The sequence below is a fragment of the Methylobacterium sp. J-088 genome, from assembly GCF_022829295.1.
Taxonomy (GTDB): domain Bacteria; phylum Pseudomonadota; class Alphaproteobacteria; order Rhizobiales; family Beijerinckiaceae; genus Methylobacterium.
Genome location: NZ_JAKSYH010000019.1, coordinates 1 through 17,178, shown reverse-complemented (window position 1 = coordinate 17,178; position 17,178 = coordinate 1). Strand labels below are relative to the sequence as shown.

The window sequence follows — 17,178 nt, the reverse complement described above, 5'->3', positions numbered from 1 at the left end:
GGTTCCGCACCGGCCTCGATGCCCTACGCGGCGATCTCCTCAATGCCCCTCAAAGCGCAGCGACCCTCTGGGCCAATCGATGCCCAAAACGCCTCCCAGCCTTGTGAGTCGTGTACCGTGTGCAACGCGATCGGGCACGGCGCTAGTCCCGGCAGGCCGCGATCAGGCGGCGCACGAAGCCCGCGCAGGCGTCGAGCTCGGCGCGGGTCACGTACTCGTCGGCCCGGTGGGCGCGGGCGATGGAGCCGGGGCCGATCACCACCGCGGGCACGCCGCCGAGCCGGTCGAACAGCCCGCCCTCCGTGCCGTACGAGACCTTGGCGTGGCCGTTCCGGCCGGCGAGCCGCTTGGCCAGGGTCACGACCGGCGCCTCCGGGTCGGTGTCGAGGCCCGGATAGTCGATCAGCGGCTCGACCGCGATGCCGCAGGCCGGATCGACCGCCCGCATCAGCGGCACCAGCGTGTCGGTGGCGTAGGCGATGGCCGAGGCCGCCAGGGCCCCGGCATCGTCGGCCCCGATCGCCCGGTACTCGAAGCTGACGCTGCAGCTGTCGGGCACGATGTTGAGCGCCGCGCCCCCCTGCACCACGCTCGACAGGCCGGTGGTGTGGGGCACGTCGTAGAGCCCATCGCGAGCGCCGTCCCGGGCCAGCGCCTCCGCGGACAGCCGGACATGCTCGATGAACCGGGCGGCGTATTCCACCGCGTTGACGCCCTGGGGCGCCAGCGCCGAGTGGCTGGCCCGGCCCCGGAAGGTGAGGCGGGCGGCGGCCTTGCCCTTGTGGCCGACCACGACCTCCATGCCGGTGGGCTCGCCCACGAAGCAGCCGAGCGGCCTCGGGCCGCGCTCCAGCATCCGGGCGATCAGCGGCCGCACCCCGAGGCAGCCGACCTCCTCGTCGTACGAGATCGCCAGGTGGAGCGGGGTGGCCAGATCCGCCGCCGCCATCTCGGGCAGGAGCGCGAGGCAGACCGCCAAAAATCCCTTCATGTCGGAGGTGCCCCGCCCGTAGAGCCGCCCCCCCTCCTCCCGCAGGACGAACGGGTCCGACGACCAGGGCTGGCCCACCACCGGCACCACGTCGCTGTGGCCCGACAGCACGTAGCCGGGGCGGGTCTCGAACGGGCCGAGGCTCACCAGCAGCGCCGCCTTGCGGCCGGTCTCGTCCGGCACCCGCTCGACCGCGGCGCCGTGGCGGCGGCAATAGGCCTCCGCCCAGTCGATCAGCGGCAGGTTCGAGCGGTCGCTCACCGTGTCGAAGCCGACGAGGGTCGCCAGCAACGCCACCGGATCGGGCGCGTCGGCGGGCGGCGGGGCGGCGTACGGATCGGATTCTGGCATGAAGCGCGCGACTCGTTCCGGGGAAGACCCCTGTGTACGGGGTTTTCGGGCCGCCGGGGATCCCGGAACCGAAGACGCCTTCGCGGCGTAGCTGCCGCAGGCCCCTCCCCTCCGAGCCGGATCCATGCGCCTCAAGCCGCGCGCCATTGCCGCGTTCCTGCCCCTCTTCGCCCTGCCCCTCTTCGCCCTGCTGCCGGTGCTGCTGCCTGCCCCGGCCGAGGCCCGCCCGCACCGGCCCCCTCCGGGCCACGCGACCGACACCGGTCGCACGATCGCCCGGATGGCCGCCCGCGACCGGCTTCGGGACTGGCGCGCGTGGCAGGCGCCCCGGCCGCTCGCCCGGATCTTCGCCCCGGCCACGCGGGAGCGGGTCGCGGCTCCGCCCTTCACGGGCTGGGGCTACGGCGGAACGATCCCCGGAGCGCGCCCCGGTTTCTGAACCCATCTCGACCCGGATCCCGGACCCTGCCATGGTGCGTGAGCCGGGGCCGCCAGAGACAACCCACAATGGTTCAAGCGACCGGGAACCCAGCGTTTCGCCTGGAGGATCCGACCCCAGCGGATCCGCGCCGCCGCTGGGCCTCCCTCGATCCCGACGCGCGGGATGCCTGCTACGACAACACCCGCGCGGTGGCCGACAGCGCGCAGCAGGTCGCCGCCCGGGACGCCGCCTCGGCCGCCTACCGGGCCGCGCATCCGGGCGGCCTCGACCGGCCCTACGGCCCGGGGGCCCGCAACGCGATCGATCTCTATCCGGCCCGGGATGCCGGTGCGCCCTGCCTGGTCTTCCTCCACGGGGGCTACTGGCAGCGGGGGGCGAGGGAGCTGTTCGCCTGCTTCGCGCAGGGCCCGAACGCCGCCGGCTGGTCGGTGGCGATGGTCGGCTACACCCTCGCCCCGGAGGCGAGCCTCACCCGGATCGCGGCCGAGATCGGCTCGGCCCTCGACTGGCTGGCCGCGCAGGGTCCGGGGCACGGGATCCGCGGCCCCCTGGTCCTGGCGGGCTGGTCGGCGGGCGGGCTGCTCACCGCGCTGCAGCTCGGCCATCCGGCCGTGGCGGCGGGGCTCGCCATCTCGGGCGTCTACGATCTCGCGCCGATCCGCCAGACCAGTCTCAACGACAAGCTCCATCTCACCGACGCGGAGATCGAGGCCCTCTCGCCGCTGCGCCTGCCGGTGGTGGAAAAACCCCTGTGCGTCGCCTACGGCACGCACGAGCTGCCGGCCCTGATCCACGACGCCCGCAACCTGCACGCCCTGCGGGCGGCGGCCCACGCCCCCGGCCCCCTGCTGCCGGTGCCCGGCGCCGAGCATTTCTCGGTGCTCGACGCCCTGCGCCGGCCGGACGGGATCCTGGTCCGGGCGGCCCACGCCCTGCTCGGGGGGTGACGACGTGTTCGGGATGAAGATCCTGGTTTCAAAAGGTCCGTGACCTTTTGCGGGTGCAGGGCAGGGCGCCGCCCCGACACCCCGCCAAAGGGCCTGCCCTTTGGAATCCCCTGATCGCCCTTCGCGGGCCCGGTACGCGGCGAAGGCTGCCGCCCTGGGGCAAGCGAATCGCGTTCAGACCGTAATCCCGCCGCCGGAGTCTGACGATGCGTCGGCGTGCGCCCACGCACACAGTCAATCCCGCGCCGGGGATTAAATTTTCTCGTGTTCTACTGTGTCGGGACGCACATCGACCTTGTCTGATCATGGCTATGTTCAGGACATCGGCGAAGACGCAGTGTTCTTTGCAGAACTGGAATAGACGAGGAGACACGACGATGCACGCACGCCCCCTCTCGATCCTCCGCCCGACCCTCGGCCTCGCCGTCCTGGCCGCCGCCGCACCCCTGCTGATGCCCCTGGCCGCCCAGGCCGGCGAGGGCGGTGGCGGGAGCCGCCAGGTCGCCGGTGGTGGCCATATGAGCTCCTACATCAGCGATCCCAACCACGACCCGCGCTCGCTCCACTCGCAGCGTATGGGCACCGGCCAGATCCTCGGCTCGCCGATGCTCCACGAGCGGGCCGGAGCCGCCCTGGTCCGCCGCCCGGTCGAGTCCCACTGGGCATCCGGGACCACCCGAAACCGCCGGCCGATCCGCTGAGATCACGCGCCGCAATCACCCGCCGCCGGGCTCCGGTCCGGCCGGCCTCTCCCGCTTCCGTCACCGCTGCCGCCCCGTGTCAGGGATCCGTTCATGAACAGCCTCATCCAGGGCATCGCCGCCTTCCAGGGCCACGTCTTCCCCGGCCAGCGCGCGATGTACCAGCAGCTCGTCCGCGACGGTCAGCACCCGAGCGCGCTGATCATCGGCTGCGCGGATTCCCGGGTCTCGCCGGAGCACATCACCCAGGCGGGGCCGGGCGAGCTGTTCGTCTGCCGCAACGCCGGCAACATCGTGCCCCCGGCCTCCGACGTGATCGGCGGCGTCTCCTCGGCGATCGAGTACGCCGTGGTGGCGCTCAAGGTGCGCGACATCGTGATCTGCGGCCATTCCGATTGCGGCGCGATGCACGGGCTGATGCACCGGGACGCGCTGGCGCGGATGCCCGCCGTCGCGGCCTGGCTGCGCCACGCCGAGGCCGCCGAGCGGATCGTCTGCGAGGCCTATCCGGAGGACATGGACGAGACGGCACGCCACCACGCCCTGGCGCTGGAGAACGTGGTGGTGCAGCTCGCCAACCTGCGCACGCATCCGAGCGTCGCGGCCGCCCTCGCCAAGGGGACGCTGCGCCTGCACGGCTGGTTCTTCGAGATCGAGACCGGCGCCCTGCTGGCGTATGACGGCGCGGAGGGACGCTTCCGGCCGATCGCGGAGGCCGACATGCCGGTGGCCCAGGCTTCCGCCGCCGGCAGCCGTCGGCGGGCGGCCTGAACGGTGCCGCCGCGGATCCTCTCCCTCCCCCCGCAGAGGGGGGAGGGAGAGAAGCGGGGTCGGTCGTGCCCCTCCCCGCTTCCCAATCTCAGGCCGCCATCGGCGCGTAGCGCTTGTGGCCCTTCACGTCGTAGCGGTCGAGCATCATGACCTTGTCCCAGACCCGGACGAAGTCCCTGACGAACCGCGCCTCCCCGTCGCGTCCCGCATAGGCGTCGGCGATGTTGCGCAGCTGCGCGTTCGACCCGAAGACGAGGTCGCTGCGCGTGGCCGCATACTTCGCCTGACCCGATGTCCGGTCCTTGAGCGTGAAGGTCATGCCCTCCGCGTCGGCCTTCTCCCAGACGAGGTCGGTGTCGGTCACCGCCCGGAAGAAGTCCGGGCTCAGCACGCCGACCCGGTCGGTGAAGACGCCGTGCTGCCCGCCATCGTGGTTGGCGTTCAGTGCCCGCAGGCCGGCGGTCAGGACCGCCCATTCCGGGGCCGTCAGGGTCATCAGGTTGGCCTTGTCGAGGAAGAGTTCCTCCGGCGAGACGCTGCGGGTCATCTGCCCGAACCCGTCATCGACGTAGTTGCGGAACCCGTCCGCCACCGGCTTGAGCCACGTGAACATCTCGATGTCGGTGAGCTCCTGCGTGGTGTCGACCCGGCCCGGGGTGAACGGCACCGGGATTGCGGCGCCGGCCTCCGAGGCGGCCTTCTCCACGGCGACGCAGCCGCCGAGCACGATCAGGTCGGCGAGCGAGACCCGCTTGCCGTCGCTGCGGCGATCGTTGAACGCCGCCATCACGCCGCGCAGGGCCTCGACCACCGGGGCGGCCCTGCGGTTGACCGCCCAGTCCTTCTGGGGTGCCAGCGCCAGCCGCCCGCCATTGGCGCCGCCGCGCTTGTCGCTGTCGCGGTAGGTCGCGGCCGCCGAGAAGGCCGTGAAGGCGAGGTCCGAGACCGACAGGCCCCTGTCGAGGATCGCCTGCTTGAGCGCAGCGATCTCAGGAGCGCCGACCGGCGCGTAGGCGGCGTCGGGCAGCGGGTCCTGCCACAGCAGCCCGTCCTCGATCGTCACCTCCGGGCCGAGATAGCGGTGCTTGGGGCCCATGTCGCGGTGGGTGAGCTTGTACCACGCCTTCGAGAAGGCCTGCGTGAACGCGTCGAAGTCGCCCAGAAACTTCTCGCAGACCTTGCGGTACTCCGGATCGACCTTGAGGGCGATGTCGGAGGTCATCATCATCAGCGGGTGCATCTGGCCGGCGACATGCGCGTCGGGGGTCTTGGGCGCGTTCGGGTCCTTGGGCGTCCATTGCAGGGCGCCGGCCGGGCTCTTGGTCTGCTCCCACTCGAACGTGAAGAGATTCTCCAGGTAGGCATTGTCCCACTGGGTCGGATCGGGGGTCCAGCTGCCCTCGATGCCGTTGGTCATCGTATCCTTGCCGGAGCCCGCCCCCTTCGGGTTGTGCCAGCCCAGGCCCATCGCCTCCATGGGCGCCATCTCGGGGGGCGGGCCGATCTCCTTGGCGGGGGTCATGCCGTGGCTCTTGCCGAAGGCGTGGCCGCCCGCGATCAGCGCCACCGTCTCCTCGTCGTTCATCGCCATGCGGGTGAAGGTGACGCGGATATCATTCGCCGAGCCCTGCGGGTCGCCGTTGGCGTAGGGGCCCTCCGGGTTCACGTAGATCAGCGCCTGGTGGGAGGCGGCGAGCGGGTTCTCCAGGTCGTAGTCGGCGTCGCCGTTCTTCGCCCGCCAGCGCTTGTCGCGGTTCACCATGTCGTCGAAGCTCGACACGCTGCCCATGTCGACCACCTCGGGGCCCCAGTAGGTGGCGTTGTCGGCCTCCCAGGCATCGAGCCGGCCGCCGGCGAAGCCGTAGGTCGGCAGGCCCATGATCTCCAGGGCGCAATTGCCGGTGAGCACCATCAGGTCGGCCCACGACAGGGCGTTGCCGTATTTGTGCTTGATCGGCTGCAGGAGGCGGCGCGACTTGTCGGTGTTGCCGTTGTCCCACCAGCTCGAGATCGGCGCGAAGCGCTGCATGCCGGTGCCGGCGCCGCCCCGCCCGTCCGCGATCCGGTAGGTGCCGGCCGAGTGCCAGGCCATGCGGATCATCTGCGGGCCGTAATTGCCGTAATCGGATGGCCACCAGGCGACCGACGAGGTCAGGAACTGCTTGATGTCGCTCTTGAGCGCATCGAGGTCGATCGTGGCGAATTCGGCGGCGTAGTCGAAATCCGGGCCGAGCGGATCGGCGGCGAGCCCGTTCTGGTGCAGCAGCTCGACCCGCAGGCGATGGGGATACCAGTTCTCCAGGGCGGGCCGGTCGCCGAAGGCCCCGCCGATCCGGTCACCGCCGAAGGGGCACTGGCCCTGCATCTCGAACGTCGTGGTGTCGGTCTTGTCGAGTCTCATGTCGTCCATCAGGAATCCCCCCTGTGTCGCGGAACCGACGCGGCCGGCCTCGCCCCGTCGTCCGCAGACCCCGACGGCCGCGCGCGCGCGGCGCCACGGCCATCGGTCACTGTGCGCTTTCAGACCGAGAGCGAAATCAGGCCGCAGCCCCCAAAATCAAGGGCTTGCGGCTTGGCTGTTGGCCGCAGCGGTGCCGGCCGCCCTCACGTTCCGGCGACCGACCCGGTGCACAGCGGCATTTTGCCTGAGGCCTACAGGGATCGCGGCCTCAGCCGGGCGAGGAGATCCTGCCCCGGGAACCGGACCGGCGGCATCGGCCCAGCGGGTGGCGGCGCGTCCCCCGGAATCGGGCCTTCGGCGAAGCGCGCCCCGGCCGACCAGAAGCCGTCGCGGCGGGTTCCGACCATTCCGAGGCCGATCGGCTCGCGCGCGACCTCGGGGCGCAGCCGTCCCGAAGCCCAGACCCGCTGCCAGCACCCGCGCCGCGACAGGTCGGCGTCCCGCCAGCCGAGCCGGGCGTAACCGGCCGCCGCGAAGACGCGCGTCCCGGCAAAATCCTCCGGGATCCACACCCAGCTCGAGAACACGTGGATCGCGTCCCGGTCGAAACCGGCTGGATCGACCGTCCGGGTGAACGCGGTGAATCCCGGTTCCCGGTGCCGGCCGACATGCCGCCGCAGCCGGCCCGACAGCGCCAGCGCCTCCGGGAAGGCGTCAGCGTCGAGGCGGGTCGGCGCCGCGCCGTGAACAAGCGCATAGGCCCCGTCCACGAGGTGCATCCAGGGCTCCAGATCGACCGCCCAGGCCTGCTCCGCCGGTGCGAAGCGGCGCACCCGCCCCTCGATCCGGTGATCGGCGCCGCGCCGGACGGGCTCCGGGGTCCAGGCCGGCCCGGCCTCGGTGACGCGCAGCAGCGTCGCGGGCCCGTGCGCCCGGACCGCCTCGGCGAGCCGCGCGAAGCCGGAATCCGGCGCGTCACGGTCGACCTTGCGCACCAGGATCTTCGAGCCTTCGGCGAGTTCGTCGAGGAACTTGCGCTTGAGATGGGCGAGCCGGCCGTATTCCCGCTCCAGCAGCGCCTCCGGGGCGACCGAGCCCTCCGGGTGCCCGGTATTGGCCCAGATGTTGTACGCGAGGCTGTGGCAATAGTAGGTGCCGCCCGCGCTCACCGACAGGCGCAGGTCGCCCGGCACGCCGAAATCCGAAAACCCGCAGCGCAGGCCGCGGATCAAATCCTCCAGCGGCGTGTAGGAGAAGCGCAGCAGGCCGGACGGCTCGACCCCGCCGTAGCGCTGCACGAACCCGAACTCGCAATTGTCGCCGAGGCTTCGGAAGGCGTGGAGCCGCTGGGCGAGGGTCTTGGCCGCCCCCTCCCCGACCCCGGTCTCCGCCCCTGTCGTGTCTCGACGCGCCATCACGCCAGATCGCGGCGGCGCGGGGCGTTTGTCCAGCCCCGCGGCCCCATCCCGGAAGCCGGGCGTAAGCCTTTCGTGACGATCCGCGCGCCGGAGCCGAGAGCCCGGCGGGCGCGCATGGCTCAGTGCAGGCCCCGCGTGAGGGCCACGACCGCGCCGACGATCACGAGCGCCTGAAACCCGATCGAGCCGATCGTCCACTTGATGATCTCGGCCTTGGTGGCTTCGATCCTGGCCTCCAGGCGCAGCTCCGCCTCGCGCAGGTCGGCCTTCGTGGAGAGCCGCAGCGCTTCAAGGTCGGTCTTCGTGGAGAGCCGCAGCGCTTCATTGTCGGTCTTCGTTGAAAGCCGCAACGCCTCGATATCCGTCCGGACCATGGCGATGTCGGTCTTCGTCGCCAGATCGCTCTGGATCGCCTCCGCGACGGCATCGGCCAGGCCCTCTGCCTGCTCCGACGACATCTTCGCCTTCTCGCGGAGCGTGCGGACGAAGCGGAGCGTATCGAAGGCGACGGCGGTCATGCGCCGATACCCGGCCCGCCACCGAGGGGACCGGGCGTTTGTTCCATCGCCTTCGGCTTGGAGGCGGTCATCATGATCTGCCCGCGCGGACGGTCGGATTCGGAGGTAACGGCCAAGACCATATCGATGCGCGCATCGTGCGCAAGCGCATCATCCTGAACGATGAGGCCCGGATGTCGCAAAAAGAAGTCACGATCACAGCTTCAACGCCTACGCACAGCTCCGATGTCCAGGGCGATGCTCACAGTGACCAAGTCCAGGGGGTAGAATTTCCAGACCGATCGTACCCTGCCCCGATCTTGCGACCCGGGCGCCGCACGCGGCTCAGGGCGTCAGCGGTACCTCCAGCCGGAAGCAGGCGCCCCGCGGCGTCCTCGGCGTCGTGAGCTGGCCGCCGAGCTGGCGGGTGAGGCTGCCGACGACCCGCATGCCGAGGCTCTTCGAGGTGCGCCCGACCTCGAAGCCCGGCGGCAGCCCGACCCCGTCATCGGCCACCTCGACCACGAGGAGGTCGGGCCGGGGCTCCGCCCGGACCCGGATCTCGCCGCCCTCCGGGTGCGTCCCGAGGGGGTACGCGTATTTGAGCGCGTTGGTGACGAGTTCGTTGACCAGGAGCCCGATCGGGATCGCCCGATCGGCCGAGATCCGGTACGGGGCGGCCGTGCAGGCGAGCCTCCGGTCGGGCCGGCCGCCCGCGAGGTTGGCCACGAGGGTCTCCAGGAACGGCGCGAGGTCGAGCTCGCCCGGAACCCCCTCCCCGTTCCCGTCTCCGCCCCCGTCGCCTTGCCGCCAGAGCTGGTCGTGGACGCCCGCGATCGCCTCGACGCGGCTGCGCGCATCCGTCAGGGCGGCGTGCACGGCGGGCTCGGCCTCGGCGGCGCGGGCCTGGAGGGCGAGCAGGCTCGCCACGATCGCGAGGCTGTTCTTGACCCGGTGGCTCATCTCGCGGGCGAGCAGGTCCTGGCGGGCGAGGGCCGCGCGCAGCAGGCTCTCGGTGCGCTGGCGCTCGATCGCGCCGCCGAGCAGGTTGGCGAAGCCCTGCATGAAGGCGATGTCGGCCTCCGCGAACATGCCCTCGCGGGTATCGTCCACCTCCAGCACCCCGAAGGCGCCCTCCCGGTTCTCGATCAGCACGTTGATCGCCCGGCGGACGCCGTGCTCGGCCATGAGCTGAGGCGTGCGGAACCGGGTCTCGGCGGCGAGGTGGTTCGAGATCACCGGCCGCCCGGTCTTCAGGGCGAAGCCCGCCGGCGAGGCGAGATCGGCGCCGACCCGCGCCTTGCCGATCACGTCGGATCCCCAGCCGACGCCCGCCCGCACCAGCAGCGTGTCGGCGCCGGGCCGGTATTCCAGGGCTTTGCAGAACTCGGCCCCCATGCCCTGCGCGCACAGCTCCGTGGCCCGCTGCAGCAGGTGATCGACATCGGTGCCGCGCAGGGCCTCGACGCCGAACTCCGACAGGATCGCCTGCTGGCGCAGGCGATAGTCGAGATCGGGACGCGAGGCGTCCCGCGGCGCGTTCGGGCTGGGTTCCACTTCGGTCAGGTCGGTCTTTATGGTCATGAAGACAGCAGAGTACGCGGACTTGCGCGGACAGGCCAACGCTTCGTCCGCGCCGGTCCGTGGCCGGATGCAGGTTTTCGCCGCACCCGTCGTCGCACCCCCGCCGACGACCGGAGCCGCCGACCCCGTGCGGCGTTCGTCCGTCAACCCCGACGCGAGGAGCGCACAGCATGGCCGACGACGTGAACGGACTCTCCGACAAGGCGCTCTCGATCTTCGCCTTCGCGGCCTATCACCGCCTCGTCAGCGGCGAGCGGGTCACCTCGGTGATCCGCAAGGACGGCGCCGGCCACGAGGCCGACCCGCAGGGTGTGAAGGAGCTGGAGGAGCGTGGCCTCGTCACCGCCGGCGAGACCGAGATCGACTTCGGCGAGACGGCGCAGCAGGCGGTCGAGACGATGGTCGCGGCCCTGCGCCAGGCGGTCGGGCGCTGAGGCGATGCGTCATGCGGGCGCCGCGGCGGCCGTGTCCTTGATGCGCCAGAGGTAGCGCGCGAGGATCGAGCGGTACGGCGCGAAGGCCGCCGCCACGGCGCGCGTGTCGGCCCGGCCGGTCAGCCGGCGCAGGCATCCGACCGCCGCCACATCGCCCTCCGGCCAGATGTCCGGGTCGTGGAAATGGAAGATGCCGACCATGTCGGCCGTCCAGGGGCCCACGCCGCGGATACCGCACAGGATCGCGGCGCGCTCCGGATGCGGCAGCCCGGCCAGTTCCGGGCCGAGCAGGCCCGCCGCCTCGGCCGCGACGATCGCCTGCAGGGCCCGGACCTTGTTGCCCGAAAGGCCGCAGGCCCGCAGGAGATCCGGGTCGCCGGCCTCGAACAGGGCGCGCGGCGTGCCGGCGGCCGCGGTAGCCGCTGCCTCGATCCGCCCCCAGATCGCCGCGGCGGCCCGGGTGGAGAGCTGCTGGTTGACCACCTCGACGAACAGGCGCTCGGCGACGCAGGGGTGTGCCGCCGGCTCGATCCGGAGCGGGCCGGCTCGCTCCAGGGCGTCCCGCAGGGCCGGGTATGGGCCGGCCGCCGGCAGGAGATGGGTGTGCAGAAGATCGCGGGTTTCCAAAGGGCTACGCCCTTTGGTGGGTTGCCAGGGCGAAGCCCCGGCGCATCGGGCGAAGCCCGACACTCGAGCAAGGCGCGACATCCGGGCAAAGCCCGACATCCGGGCAAGGCCCTGCACCCGCAAAAGGTCGCAGACCCTTTGAAACCCGGACTTTCAAGACGAACGACATGATGGGGAACGCGGATGGTGCGGACATTCGATGACAGGCTCCTGGCGCGTCGGCGATCGACGGGACAACCGCTCCGGCGGGCGTCATGACCCTCTTCTTCACCGCGGACACGCATTTCGGCGATCCGCACATCCTCCGGCACCAGCGGGCCCGGTTCGATACGATCGAGGCCCACGACGAGACCCTGATCGCCCGGTGGAACGCCGTCGTCGGCCCCGGGGACGGCGTCTGGCACCTCGGCGACTTCGCCGCCCATGCGAGCCGCGACCATTGCGCGGCGGTCTTCGCCCGGCTCAACGGGACCAAGCGCCTCGTCCGGGGCAACCACGATTCGAACCGCGTGCTAGACCTGCCCTGGGCCGAGCCGCCCGTGGACAGCGCCCGCCTGTCGATCCCGGACGCGCAGGGCGCGGAACACCGGCTGTTCCTGTCGCACTACGCCCACCGGGCGTGGCCGGGCCTGTGGCGGGAGACGCGCCATCTCTACGGCCACAGCCACGGCTGGCTCGCCGACACGACCCGGTCCTGCGACGTCGGCGTCGATGCCTGGGACGCGCGTCCGGTCACCCTCGACGCGATCCTGGCGCGTCAGGCGGCGGCCGCGCTCGTGCCGGAGGAACTCGCCACCCAGGGTCTGCGCTGATTCCCATACGGGATTCCCTCAGGAGGCCGCACCGCCATGACCGACACGCCCGCACCACCGCCCGGCTGGGCCGAGGCCGCCGTCCAGGCCGCGACCGAACTCGGGCTCGGGACCGCCTTCGCGGAGATGGACCGGACGGATCGGGATCAGGTCCTGCGCCGCGTCGGGCAGATCCTCGCCGGACAGGGGCAGGCCCTGCCGCCCGGCTGGGAGCGCGCGCTGGCGCGGCTGCTCTCGGGTGATGATCTCGGGGGCGATGATCCCGGGGGCGATGATCCGGGTCGCGCCGACGAGACCGGCCGCCCGGCCGACGCCGCGCTGGCGCGCGACATGGCCGACACGGTCCTCGCCGAGAAAGGCGAGGTGTTCGCACCCGAAGACGACGCCTGAAACGCCGGTGCGCAACGTCGGTCTCTTGGAAAACTCTGTGGCGTCCGGCGGTTGCCGTCGCCCCGGTCGGGGCCGATGTAGGGCGCATGCCCCAATCCGAATATCAGCGCGCCGCCCCGAGACCCATCACCACGCGATCCGCCGCACGGACAGGTCCCGACGGGGCGCAGGCCGCCCTGCGGGTGGTCCCGATCGCGGGCCGTCCGGTCCTCGACGCGCAGACGCGCGTGCGCCTCGGCCACGCGCTGCGCGCGCTGTACGATCCGGTGATCGACGAGGCTTTGGATCCCCGGCTGGCGGAGCTGCTGCTGCAGCTCGACGCGGACCGGGCGGGAAAGGTTTCGCGCTGAGGATCCGGCCGGACGCGCCCCCAGCCGAGAAGGGGGCTCCCATCGGCGGATCGGGGGGGTGTCGCACCGATGGGAGCCGAGCCGAGCCGACGGATCGACCCAACCCGCTTCATGTCGCCCGAGTCAGCACCCGGGCGCTTTCACCTAAGTCAAATTTGCTGCTGAATACACGCGGATAAGCGACGAATTTGCGTATTCGGGGTTGAAGCCCTGCAAGGCGGGCCGGTCGGGAGCCGCATCCCGACAGGCGGCATGGCCCCCGAACACGGATCACGCTCCGGCGGGCCCGGGCCTCGTCCCGGATTTCTCATCCCGGATTTCCTGGCCGCGACGATCCTCAGGCCGTGGTGCCGGTCACCGACAGCATCACGCCGTCGTTGCCGATCTCGGCCCCGCTGTAGCCGAGCATCCGGGCGAGCTGCTCCCGGGCGCGCCAGACCCGGCTCTTCACGGTCCCGATCCGGCAGTTCATCACGGCGGCGGCTTCCTCGTAGCTCAGGTTCTCGATCGCCACGAGGACCAGAGCCTCCCGCATCATCGGTGCGAGCCGGTCGAGGGCGGCGCGCACGTCCTGCAGGTCGAGGTGCCCCCCCTGCTCGGGGATGCTGGTCAGCCGTTCTGCGTGGTTGCCGTCGGAATCCGCGATCTCGCGGCCCTGCTTGCGGTGCTGGCTGTAGAAGACGTTGCGCAGGATCGTGAACAGCCACGCTTCCAAGTTGGTGCCGGGGGTGAAGCCGCCCCGGCCGCGCCAGCCGCGCAGCAGCGTGTCCTGCACGAGGTCGTCGGCCGCCGCCGGGTCGCGGGTCAGCGAGACCGCGAAGCGGTGCAGCGCCGGCACCACCTCCAGCAGGCCGGCGCGGAACGTCGCCTCCCGCGCGCCGTCGGCCCGGGTGAGGGCGGTCCCGAGGCGGGCCAGGAGTTCGGCGAAGCGATCCGAGGTGGCCCCCGGCGCCGGGCCGATCCGGTCGTAGGCATGGCCGAGCAGGGTGCCCAGATGGGCCCGCACGGCCTCCGGCAGACCGTGGCGGGTGTCCTCGCGCGTATCCTCGGCAGAGTCGTCGGCGCCATCCAGGACGCGATCCTCCAGCGTATCGGCCAGGGGGTCGGCCAGGGGGGCGAGGAGGGATGAGCCTTCGGGTGCGGGCATTCAGGTCCGGTCGTCGGCGATCGGGCCGGTCGAGCCCGCACGCGGTTGTCGCGCGCCGAGGCCGCCCATGCCGCAACATGGGTTAGCGGTTTGCCGGAACGCTCATCGGTCGCGGGCTTCCCATGCTCGGTCTGCCGCCCCCCCCACCCCCCGGCACCAGAGCCGCGCAAGCGCGGACCCGGATCGGCCCGGTCGAGGGCGCTGCCGGCCAGCAGGGTCTTCGCGCCAGGTTTCAACGGCGATGTTGCAACTGAAAGGCGAACCGTTGCGTGCGATGTGACGTTCCCCTGGGCAAGTGCGGCCCTCGATCGCGTCCCCGGGCGCCTCGGAACCTCCGCCCAGAAGCCGTCCCAGACCCTGTCCCACAACCCCGCCCGGAATCCGCGATGTCCGTTCCCGAACCCGCCCGCTCCGAGGCCGCCGGTCCGCAGGGTCACGCATCGACGGTCTGGACGCTGGCGCTGGCCACCGCGCTGATCGGCCTCGTGGCCCTCCCGCGCCGGACGGGCCGGCCGGCCGAACCGGCCCCGGACCAGAGCTCGGATCAGGATGGCGCGCGCCGGCCCTCCCCTTCGCATACGGGCGGCGCGGCGCATACCGTCGCCCGGACTGAGGCCGATCGCGGGCGCGGCGCCGCCACGCCCACCGAGATCCCCGCCAAGGGCTGGAAGGACATCGCGCTGCGCACCTACCGCGCCATCGGCGAGAACCGGCTGTCGCTGATCGCGGCCGGCGTTACCTTCTTCACCCTGCTGGCGATCTTCCCGGCGGTGGCGGCGCTGGTCTCGTGCTACGGCCTCGTGGCCGATGCCTCGACCATCAACGCGCAGCTCGCCAGCCTCCAGGGTATCCTGCCCCAGGGCGCGCTGGAGATCATCGGCGATCAGGTCAAGCGCCTGAACGAGCAGGGCGACACCACCCTGGGGTTCAGCTTGGTCTTCAGCATCGTTCTGTCGGTCTGGAGCGCCAATGGCGGCGTGAAGCACGTCTTCGACGCGCTCAACCTCGTCTACAACGAGCGCGAACGGCGCAATTTCGTCGTGCTCAACCTCGTCTCCCTCGGCTTCACCGCGGGGGCGCTGCTGTTCCTGATCCTGGCGCTGTCCGCGGTGGTGGTGCTGCCCCTGGTGCTCACCTACGTCGGGCTCGGGGCCGACGCGCGGTGGCTGACGCTCCTGCGCTGGCCGGCTTTGTTCGTGGCGGTCCTGCTCGGGCTCGCCCTGCTCTACCGCTACGGCCCCAGCCGGGATGCGCCGCGCTGGCGCTGGGTCACGCCCGGGAGCGCGCTGGCGGCTTTGCTGTGGATCGCCGCGTCGCTGCTGTTCTCATGGTACGTCGCCCATTTCGGCAGCTACAACAAGACCTACGGCTCGCTCGGCGCGGCCATCGGCTTCATGACCTGGATCTGGCTCTCGACCATGATCGTGCTGGCCGGCGCCCAGCTGAACGCCGAGATGGAGCACCAGACCGCCGAGGATACCACCGTCGGCACGCCGCAGCCGCTCGGCACCCGCCGGGCGCGCATGGCCGATACGGTGGGCGCCGCCGCGGAGTAGCGCACCGGCCCCGCGGGGCCTGTGATCCGCCGGCTCAATCCCGGCGGTCGCAAGCAATGGTGGCTTCCGGGGCCGGCCCGGGCGAGGATTCGTGGGGCCTTGAGCCCGACGTGACCGTCCCGGTTGGGCAAACTAACACAGGTTGGCGCGCGGTTCTCCGGTCCAGGCACAAGCGGATCAAGAACATCCGGATTTCGCGATCCGGAAGACCGTTTACCTTCCGCCGATCGAAATATCCGTGCCTGACAACTTGATTGATACCTTCGACGGCACCGTCGCGTGCGCCGACCCGGGCGCGCGGATCCACCGACGGCCAGGGGCCGGCCTGCGCGTCGTCGGGCTTGGCCCGGCCGCGACGCTCCGGATGGTCGCCGGACCGGCGGCATGAGACCGGTCCGCACCCGCCCCGCAAGCCCCGCCGCGATCTGACCGGAGGCGGGCGTGGAGAATCCGTTCGTCCGGAAATTGGAGCGGCATGTCCGCCTCGCCCCCGAGGATCGCGTGACCCTCGACGGTCTCGCGCGCCAGCACATCCGCCACGTCGCGGGCCGCCAGGACATCGAGGGGCCGCACAGCGACCCGTACCACACGCACCTGATCCTCGACGGCTGGGCCTGCCGCTACAAGCAGTTCCCGGACGGGCGGCGGGCGATCGTCGCCCTGCTCCTGCCGGGCGACCTGTGCGATCCGTTCGCGTTCCGCCGGGCGCGCATGGACCACGCCATCGGGGCGCTGACCCCCGTCACGGTCGCGCGGATCACCCCCGAGCAGATCGCCGACGCGGTCCGCGGCCGGCCCGCCATCGAGGAGGGCCTGTGGCGGGAGACGCTCGCCACCACGGCGATCCACCGGGAGTGGATCGCCAGCGTCGGGCGCCGCTCGGCGATCGAGCGGCTGGCGCACCTGTTCTGCGAGCTGCACCTGCGGCTCACCTGGGCGGGTCTGGCGGACGGGACCAGCCTGCCGATGCCGGTGACCCAGCCGGATCTCGCCGACGCCCTCGGCCAGACCAGCGTGCACATCAACCGCACCCTCAAGGAGCTGCGCAGCAGCGGCCTCGTCGCCCTGCGCAGCCGGCGCCTGACGATCCGCGACCTCGACGGCCTGCGGGAGCGGGGGCTGTTCGACCCGGCCTACCTGCTGCCGGCATAGAGGGCGCTCTGGCGCCGAAAGGGACACCGGTTCGGCGCAGGAGCGCGCCAGAACAAAGGCCTGGAGCCGGCCGGAGCGGACCACCGTACACTCCGGAGTGGCCCCCCCGAACAAGACGCGGGTCCCCTCTCCCGTGCGGGAGAGGGACAGGGTGAGGGGCGAGAATTTTCGTGCGGGGCGAGAATTTTCAGGATCGAGCGCGTCGGTAACGCAACGTCAGGGGGGGCGCCTCGTCCGGATCGTTCTCCTCCCTCACCCCAACCCTCTCCCGCTCGGGAGAGGGGGCAGGTCGCGCTCGCCAAGTCCGAAGGCGCACGACTGTCCTGTCGCGCGCAGGCCGGCGTGGGATACGCCGCGGCACCGGTCGGGCTTTCGTCCGCCGGCCGACCTGCGCGCGACAGCACAGTCGTGCGCCTTCGGACTTGGCGAGCGCGACCTGCCCCCTCTCCCGAGCGGGCGAGGGTTTGGGTTAGGGAGGAGAACGATCCGGACGAGGCGCCCCCCCTGACGTTGCGTTACCGACGCGCTCGATCCTGAAAATTCTCGCCCCGCACGAAAATTCTCGCCCCTCACCCTGTCCCTCTCCCGCACGGGAGAGGGGACCCGC

At 71.6% G+C, this 17,178-nt stretch carries 18 protein-coding genes; 11 read left to right on the top strand and 7 right to left on the bottom strand.

Annotation, left to right across the window (positions count from 1 at the left end):
• Nucleotides 1–142: 142 nt before the first annotated feature.
• The gene (argE, locus tag MKK63_RS01100; protein WP_243997899.1) at nt 143–1,342 is read right to left on the bottom strand and encodes an acetylornithine deacetylase; all 1,200 of its coding nucleotides are present in this window, start codon (nt 1,340–1,342) and stop codon (nt 143–145) included.
• Between the two features lie 124 nt (nt 1,343–1,466).
• On the opposite strand from argE, the gene MKK63_RS01095 reads away from it, so the two are divergent.
• The 4 genes from MKK63_RS01095 (at nt 1,467) to MKK63_RS01080 (ending at nt 4,203) form a co-directional block, all read left to right on the top strand.
• On the top strand, nt 1,467–1,781 hold the full coding sequence (locus MKK63_RS01095) for a hypothetical protein (protein ID WP_243997897.1): 315 nt from the start codon (nt 1,467–1,469) through the stop codon (nt 1,779–1,781).
• 68 nt (nt 1,782–1,849) lie between these two features.
• Nucleotides 1,850–2,731, top strand: a complete 882-nt coding sequence (locus MKK63_RS01090) for an alpha/beta hydrolase (RefSeq protein ID WP_243997895.1) — start codon at nt 1,850–1,852, stop codon at nt 2,729–2,731.
• Between the two features lie 377 nt (nt 2,732–3,108).
• Complete coding sequence (locus MKK63_RS01085; protein WP_243997894.1) at nt 3,109–3,432, top strand: hypothetical protein; 324 nt, start codon at nt 3,109–3,111, stop codon at nt 3,430–3,432.
• A gap of 93 nt (nt 3,433–3,525) precedes the next feature.
• Complete coding sequence (locus MKK63_RS01080) at nt 3,526–4,203, top strand: carbonic anhydrase (RefSeq protein WP_243997892.1); 678 nt, start codon at nt 3,526–3,528, stop codon at nt 4,201–4,203.
• Between the two features lie 88 nt (nt 4,204–4,291).
• Here MKK63_RS01080 and katG read toward each other — a convergent pair whose 3' ends face one another.
• The 4 genes from katG to MKK63_RS01060 all read right to left on the bottom strand — a co-directional run bounded on the left by katG (nt 4,292) and on the right by MKK63_RS01060 (nt 10,103).
• Nucleotides 4,292–6,613, bottom strand: a complete 2,322-nt coding sequence (gene katG, locus MKK63_RS01075) for a catalase/peroxidase HPI (protein ID WP_243997890.1) — start codon at nt 6,611–6,613, stop codon at nt 4,292–4,294.
• 242 nt (nt 6,614–6,855) lie between these two features.
• Nucleotides 6,856–8,019: a hypothetical protein gene (locus MKK63_RS01070; protein WP_243997888.1), complete on the bottom strand. Its 1,164-nt coding sequence runs from the start codon at nt 8,017–8,019 to the stop codon at nt 6,856–6,858.
• Nucleotides 8,020–8,141: 122 nt separating this feature from the next.
• The gene (locus tag MKK63_RS01065; protein ID WP_243997886.1) at nt 8,142–8,540 is read right to left on the bottom strand and encodes a CCDC90 family protein; all 399 of its coding nucleotides are present in this window, start codon (nt 8,538–8,540) and stop codon (nt 8,142–8,144) included.
• Between the two features lie 324 nt (nt 8,541–8,864).
• A complete protein-coding gene (locus tag MKK63_RS01060) occupies nt 8,865–10,103 on the bottom strand; it encodes a sensor histidine kinase (RefSeq protein ID WP_243997884.1) in 1,239 nt (412 codons plus the stop codon).
• 170 nt (nt 10,104–10,273) lie between these two features.
• Between MKK63_RS01060 and MKK63_RS01055 the strand changes: the two genes are divergently transcribed.
• The gene (locus MKK63_RS01055) at nt 10,274–10,537 is read left to right on the top strand and encodes a hypothetical protein (RefSeq protein ID WP_243997882.1); all 264 of its coding nucleotides are present in this window, start codon (nt 10,274–10,276) and stop codon (nt 10,535–10,537) included.
• 9 nt (nt 10,538–10,546) lie between these two features.
• On the opposite strand, the gene MKK63_RS01050 is transcribed toward MKK63_RS01055, so the two are convergent.
• Nucleotides 10,547–11,104: a DNA-3-methyladenine glycosylase family protein gene (locus MKK63_RS01050; RefSeq protein WP_409564462.1), complete on the bottom strand. Its 558-nt coding sequence runs from the start codon at nt 11,102–11,104 to the stop codon at nt 10,547–10,549.
• A 314-nt stretch (nt 11,105–11,418) separates the two neighbouring features.
• Here MKK63_RS01050 and MKK63_RS01045 point away from each other — a divergent pair, with 314 nt between their 5' ends.
• The 3 genes from MKK63_RS01045 (at nt 11,419) to MKK63_RS01035 (ending at nt 12,716) form a co-directional block, all read left to right on the top strand.
• On the top strand, nt 11,419–11,976 hold the full coding sequence (locus MKK63_RS01045) for a metallophosphoesterase (RefSeq protein ID WP_243997879.1): 558 nt from the start codon (nt 11,419–11,421) through the stop codon (nt 11,974–11,976).
• A gap of 36 nt (nt 11,977–12,012) precedes the next feature.
• Nucleotides 12,013–12,366 carry a hypothetical protein gene (locus MKK63_RS01040; protein WP_243997877.1) on the top strand — a complete coding sequence of 118 codons (354 nt, stop codon included), beginning with the start codon at nt 12,013–12,015 and terminating at the stop codon, nt 12,364–12,366.
• Between the two features lie 86 nt (nt 12,367–12,452).
• Nucleotides 12,453–12,716, top strand: a complete 264-nt coding sequence (locus MKK63_RS01035; protein ID WP_243997875.1) for a hypothetical protein — start codon at nt 12,453–12,455, stop codon at nt 12,714–12,716.
• 337 nt (nt 12,717–13,053) lie between these two features.
• Here the strand turns inward: MKK63_RS01035 and MKK63_RS01030 are convergent, their stop codons facing one another.
• Nucleotides 13,054–13,863, bottom strand: a complete 810-nt coding sequence (locus tag MKK63_RS01030; RefSeq protein ID WP_243997873.1) for a sigma-70 family RNA polymerase sigma factor — start codon at nt 13,861–13,863, stop codon at nt 13,054–13,056.
• A 386-nt stretch (nt 13,864–14,249) separates the two neighbouring features.
• Here MKK63_RS01030 and MKK63_RS01025 point away from each other — a divergent pair, with 386 nt between their 5' ends.
• From MKK63_RS01025 to MKK63_RS01015, 3 genes are all read left to right on the top strand, one after another.
• Nucleotides 14,250–15,419: a YihY/virulence factor BrkB family protein gene (locus MKK63_RS01025; protein ID WP_243997871.1), complete on the top strand. Its 1,170-nt coding sequence runs from the start codon at nt 14,250–14,252 to the stop codon at nt 15,417–15,419.
• A 238-nt stretch (nt 15,420–15,657) separates the two neighbouring features.
• The gene (locus MKK63_RS01020; RefSeq protein ID WP_243997869.1) at nt 15,658–15,807 is read left to right on the top strand and encodes a hypothetical protein; all 150 of its coding nucleotides are present in this window, start codon (nt 15,658–15,660) and stop codon (nt 15,805–15,807) included.
• Nucleotides 15,808–15,860: 53 nt separating this feature from the next.
• Nucleotides 15,861–16,571, top strand: a complete 711-nt coding sequence (locus MKK63_RS01015) for a Crp/Fnr family transcriptional regulator (RefSeq protein WP_243997867.1) — start codon at nt 15,861–15,863, stop codon at nt 16,569–16,571.
• Nucleotides 16,572–17,178 lie beyond the last annotated feature (607 nt).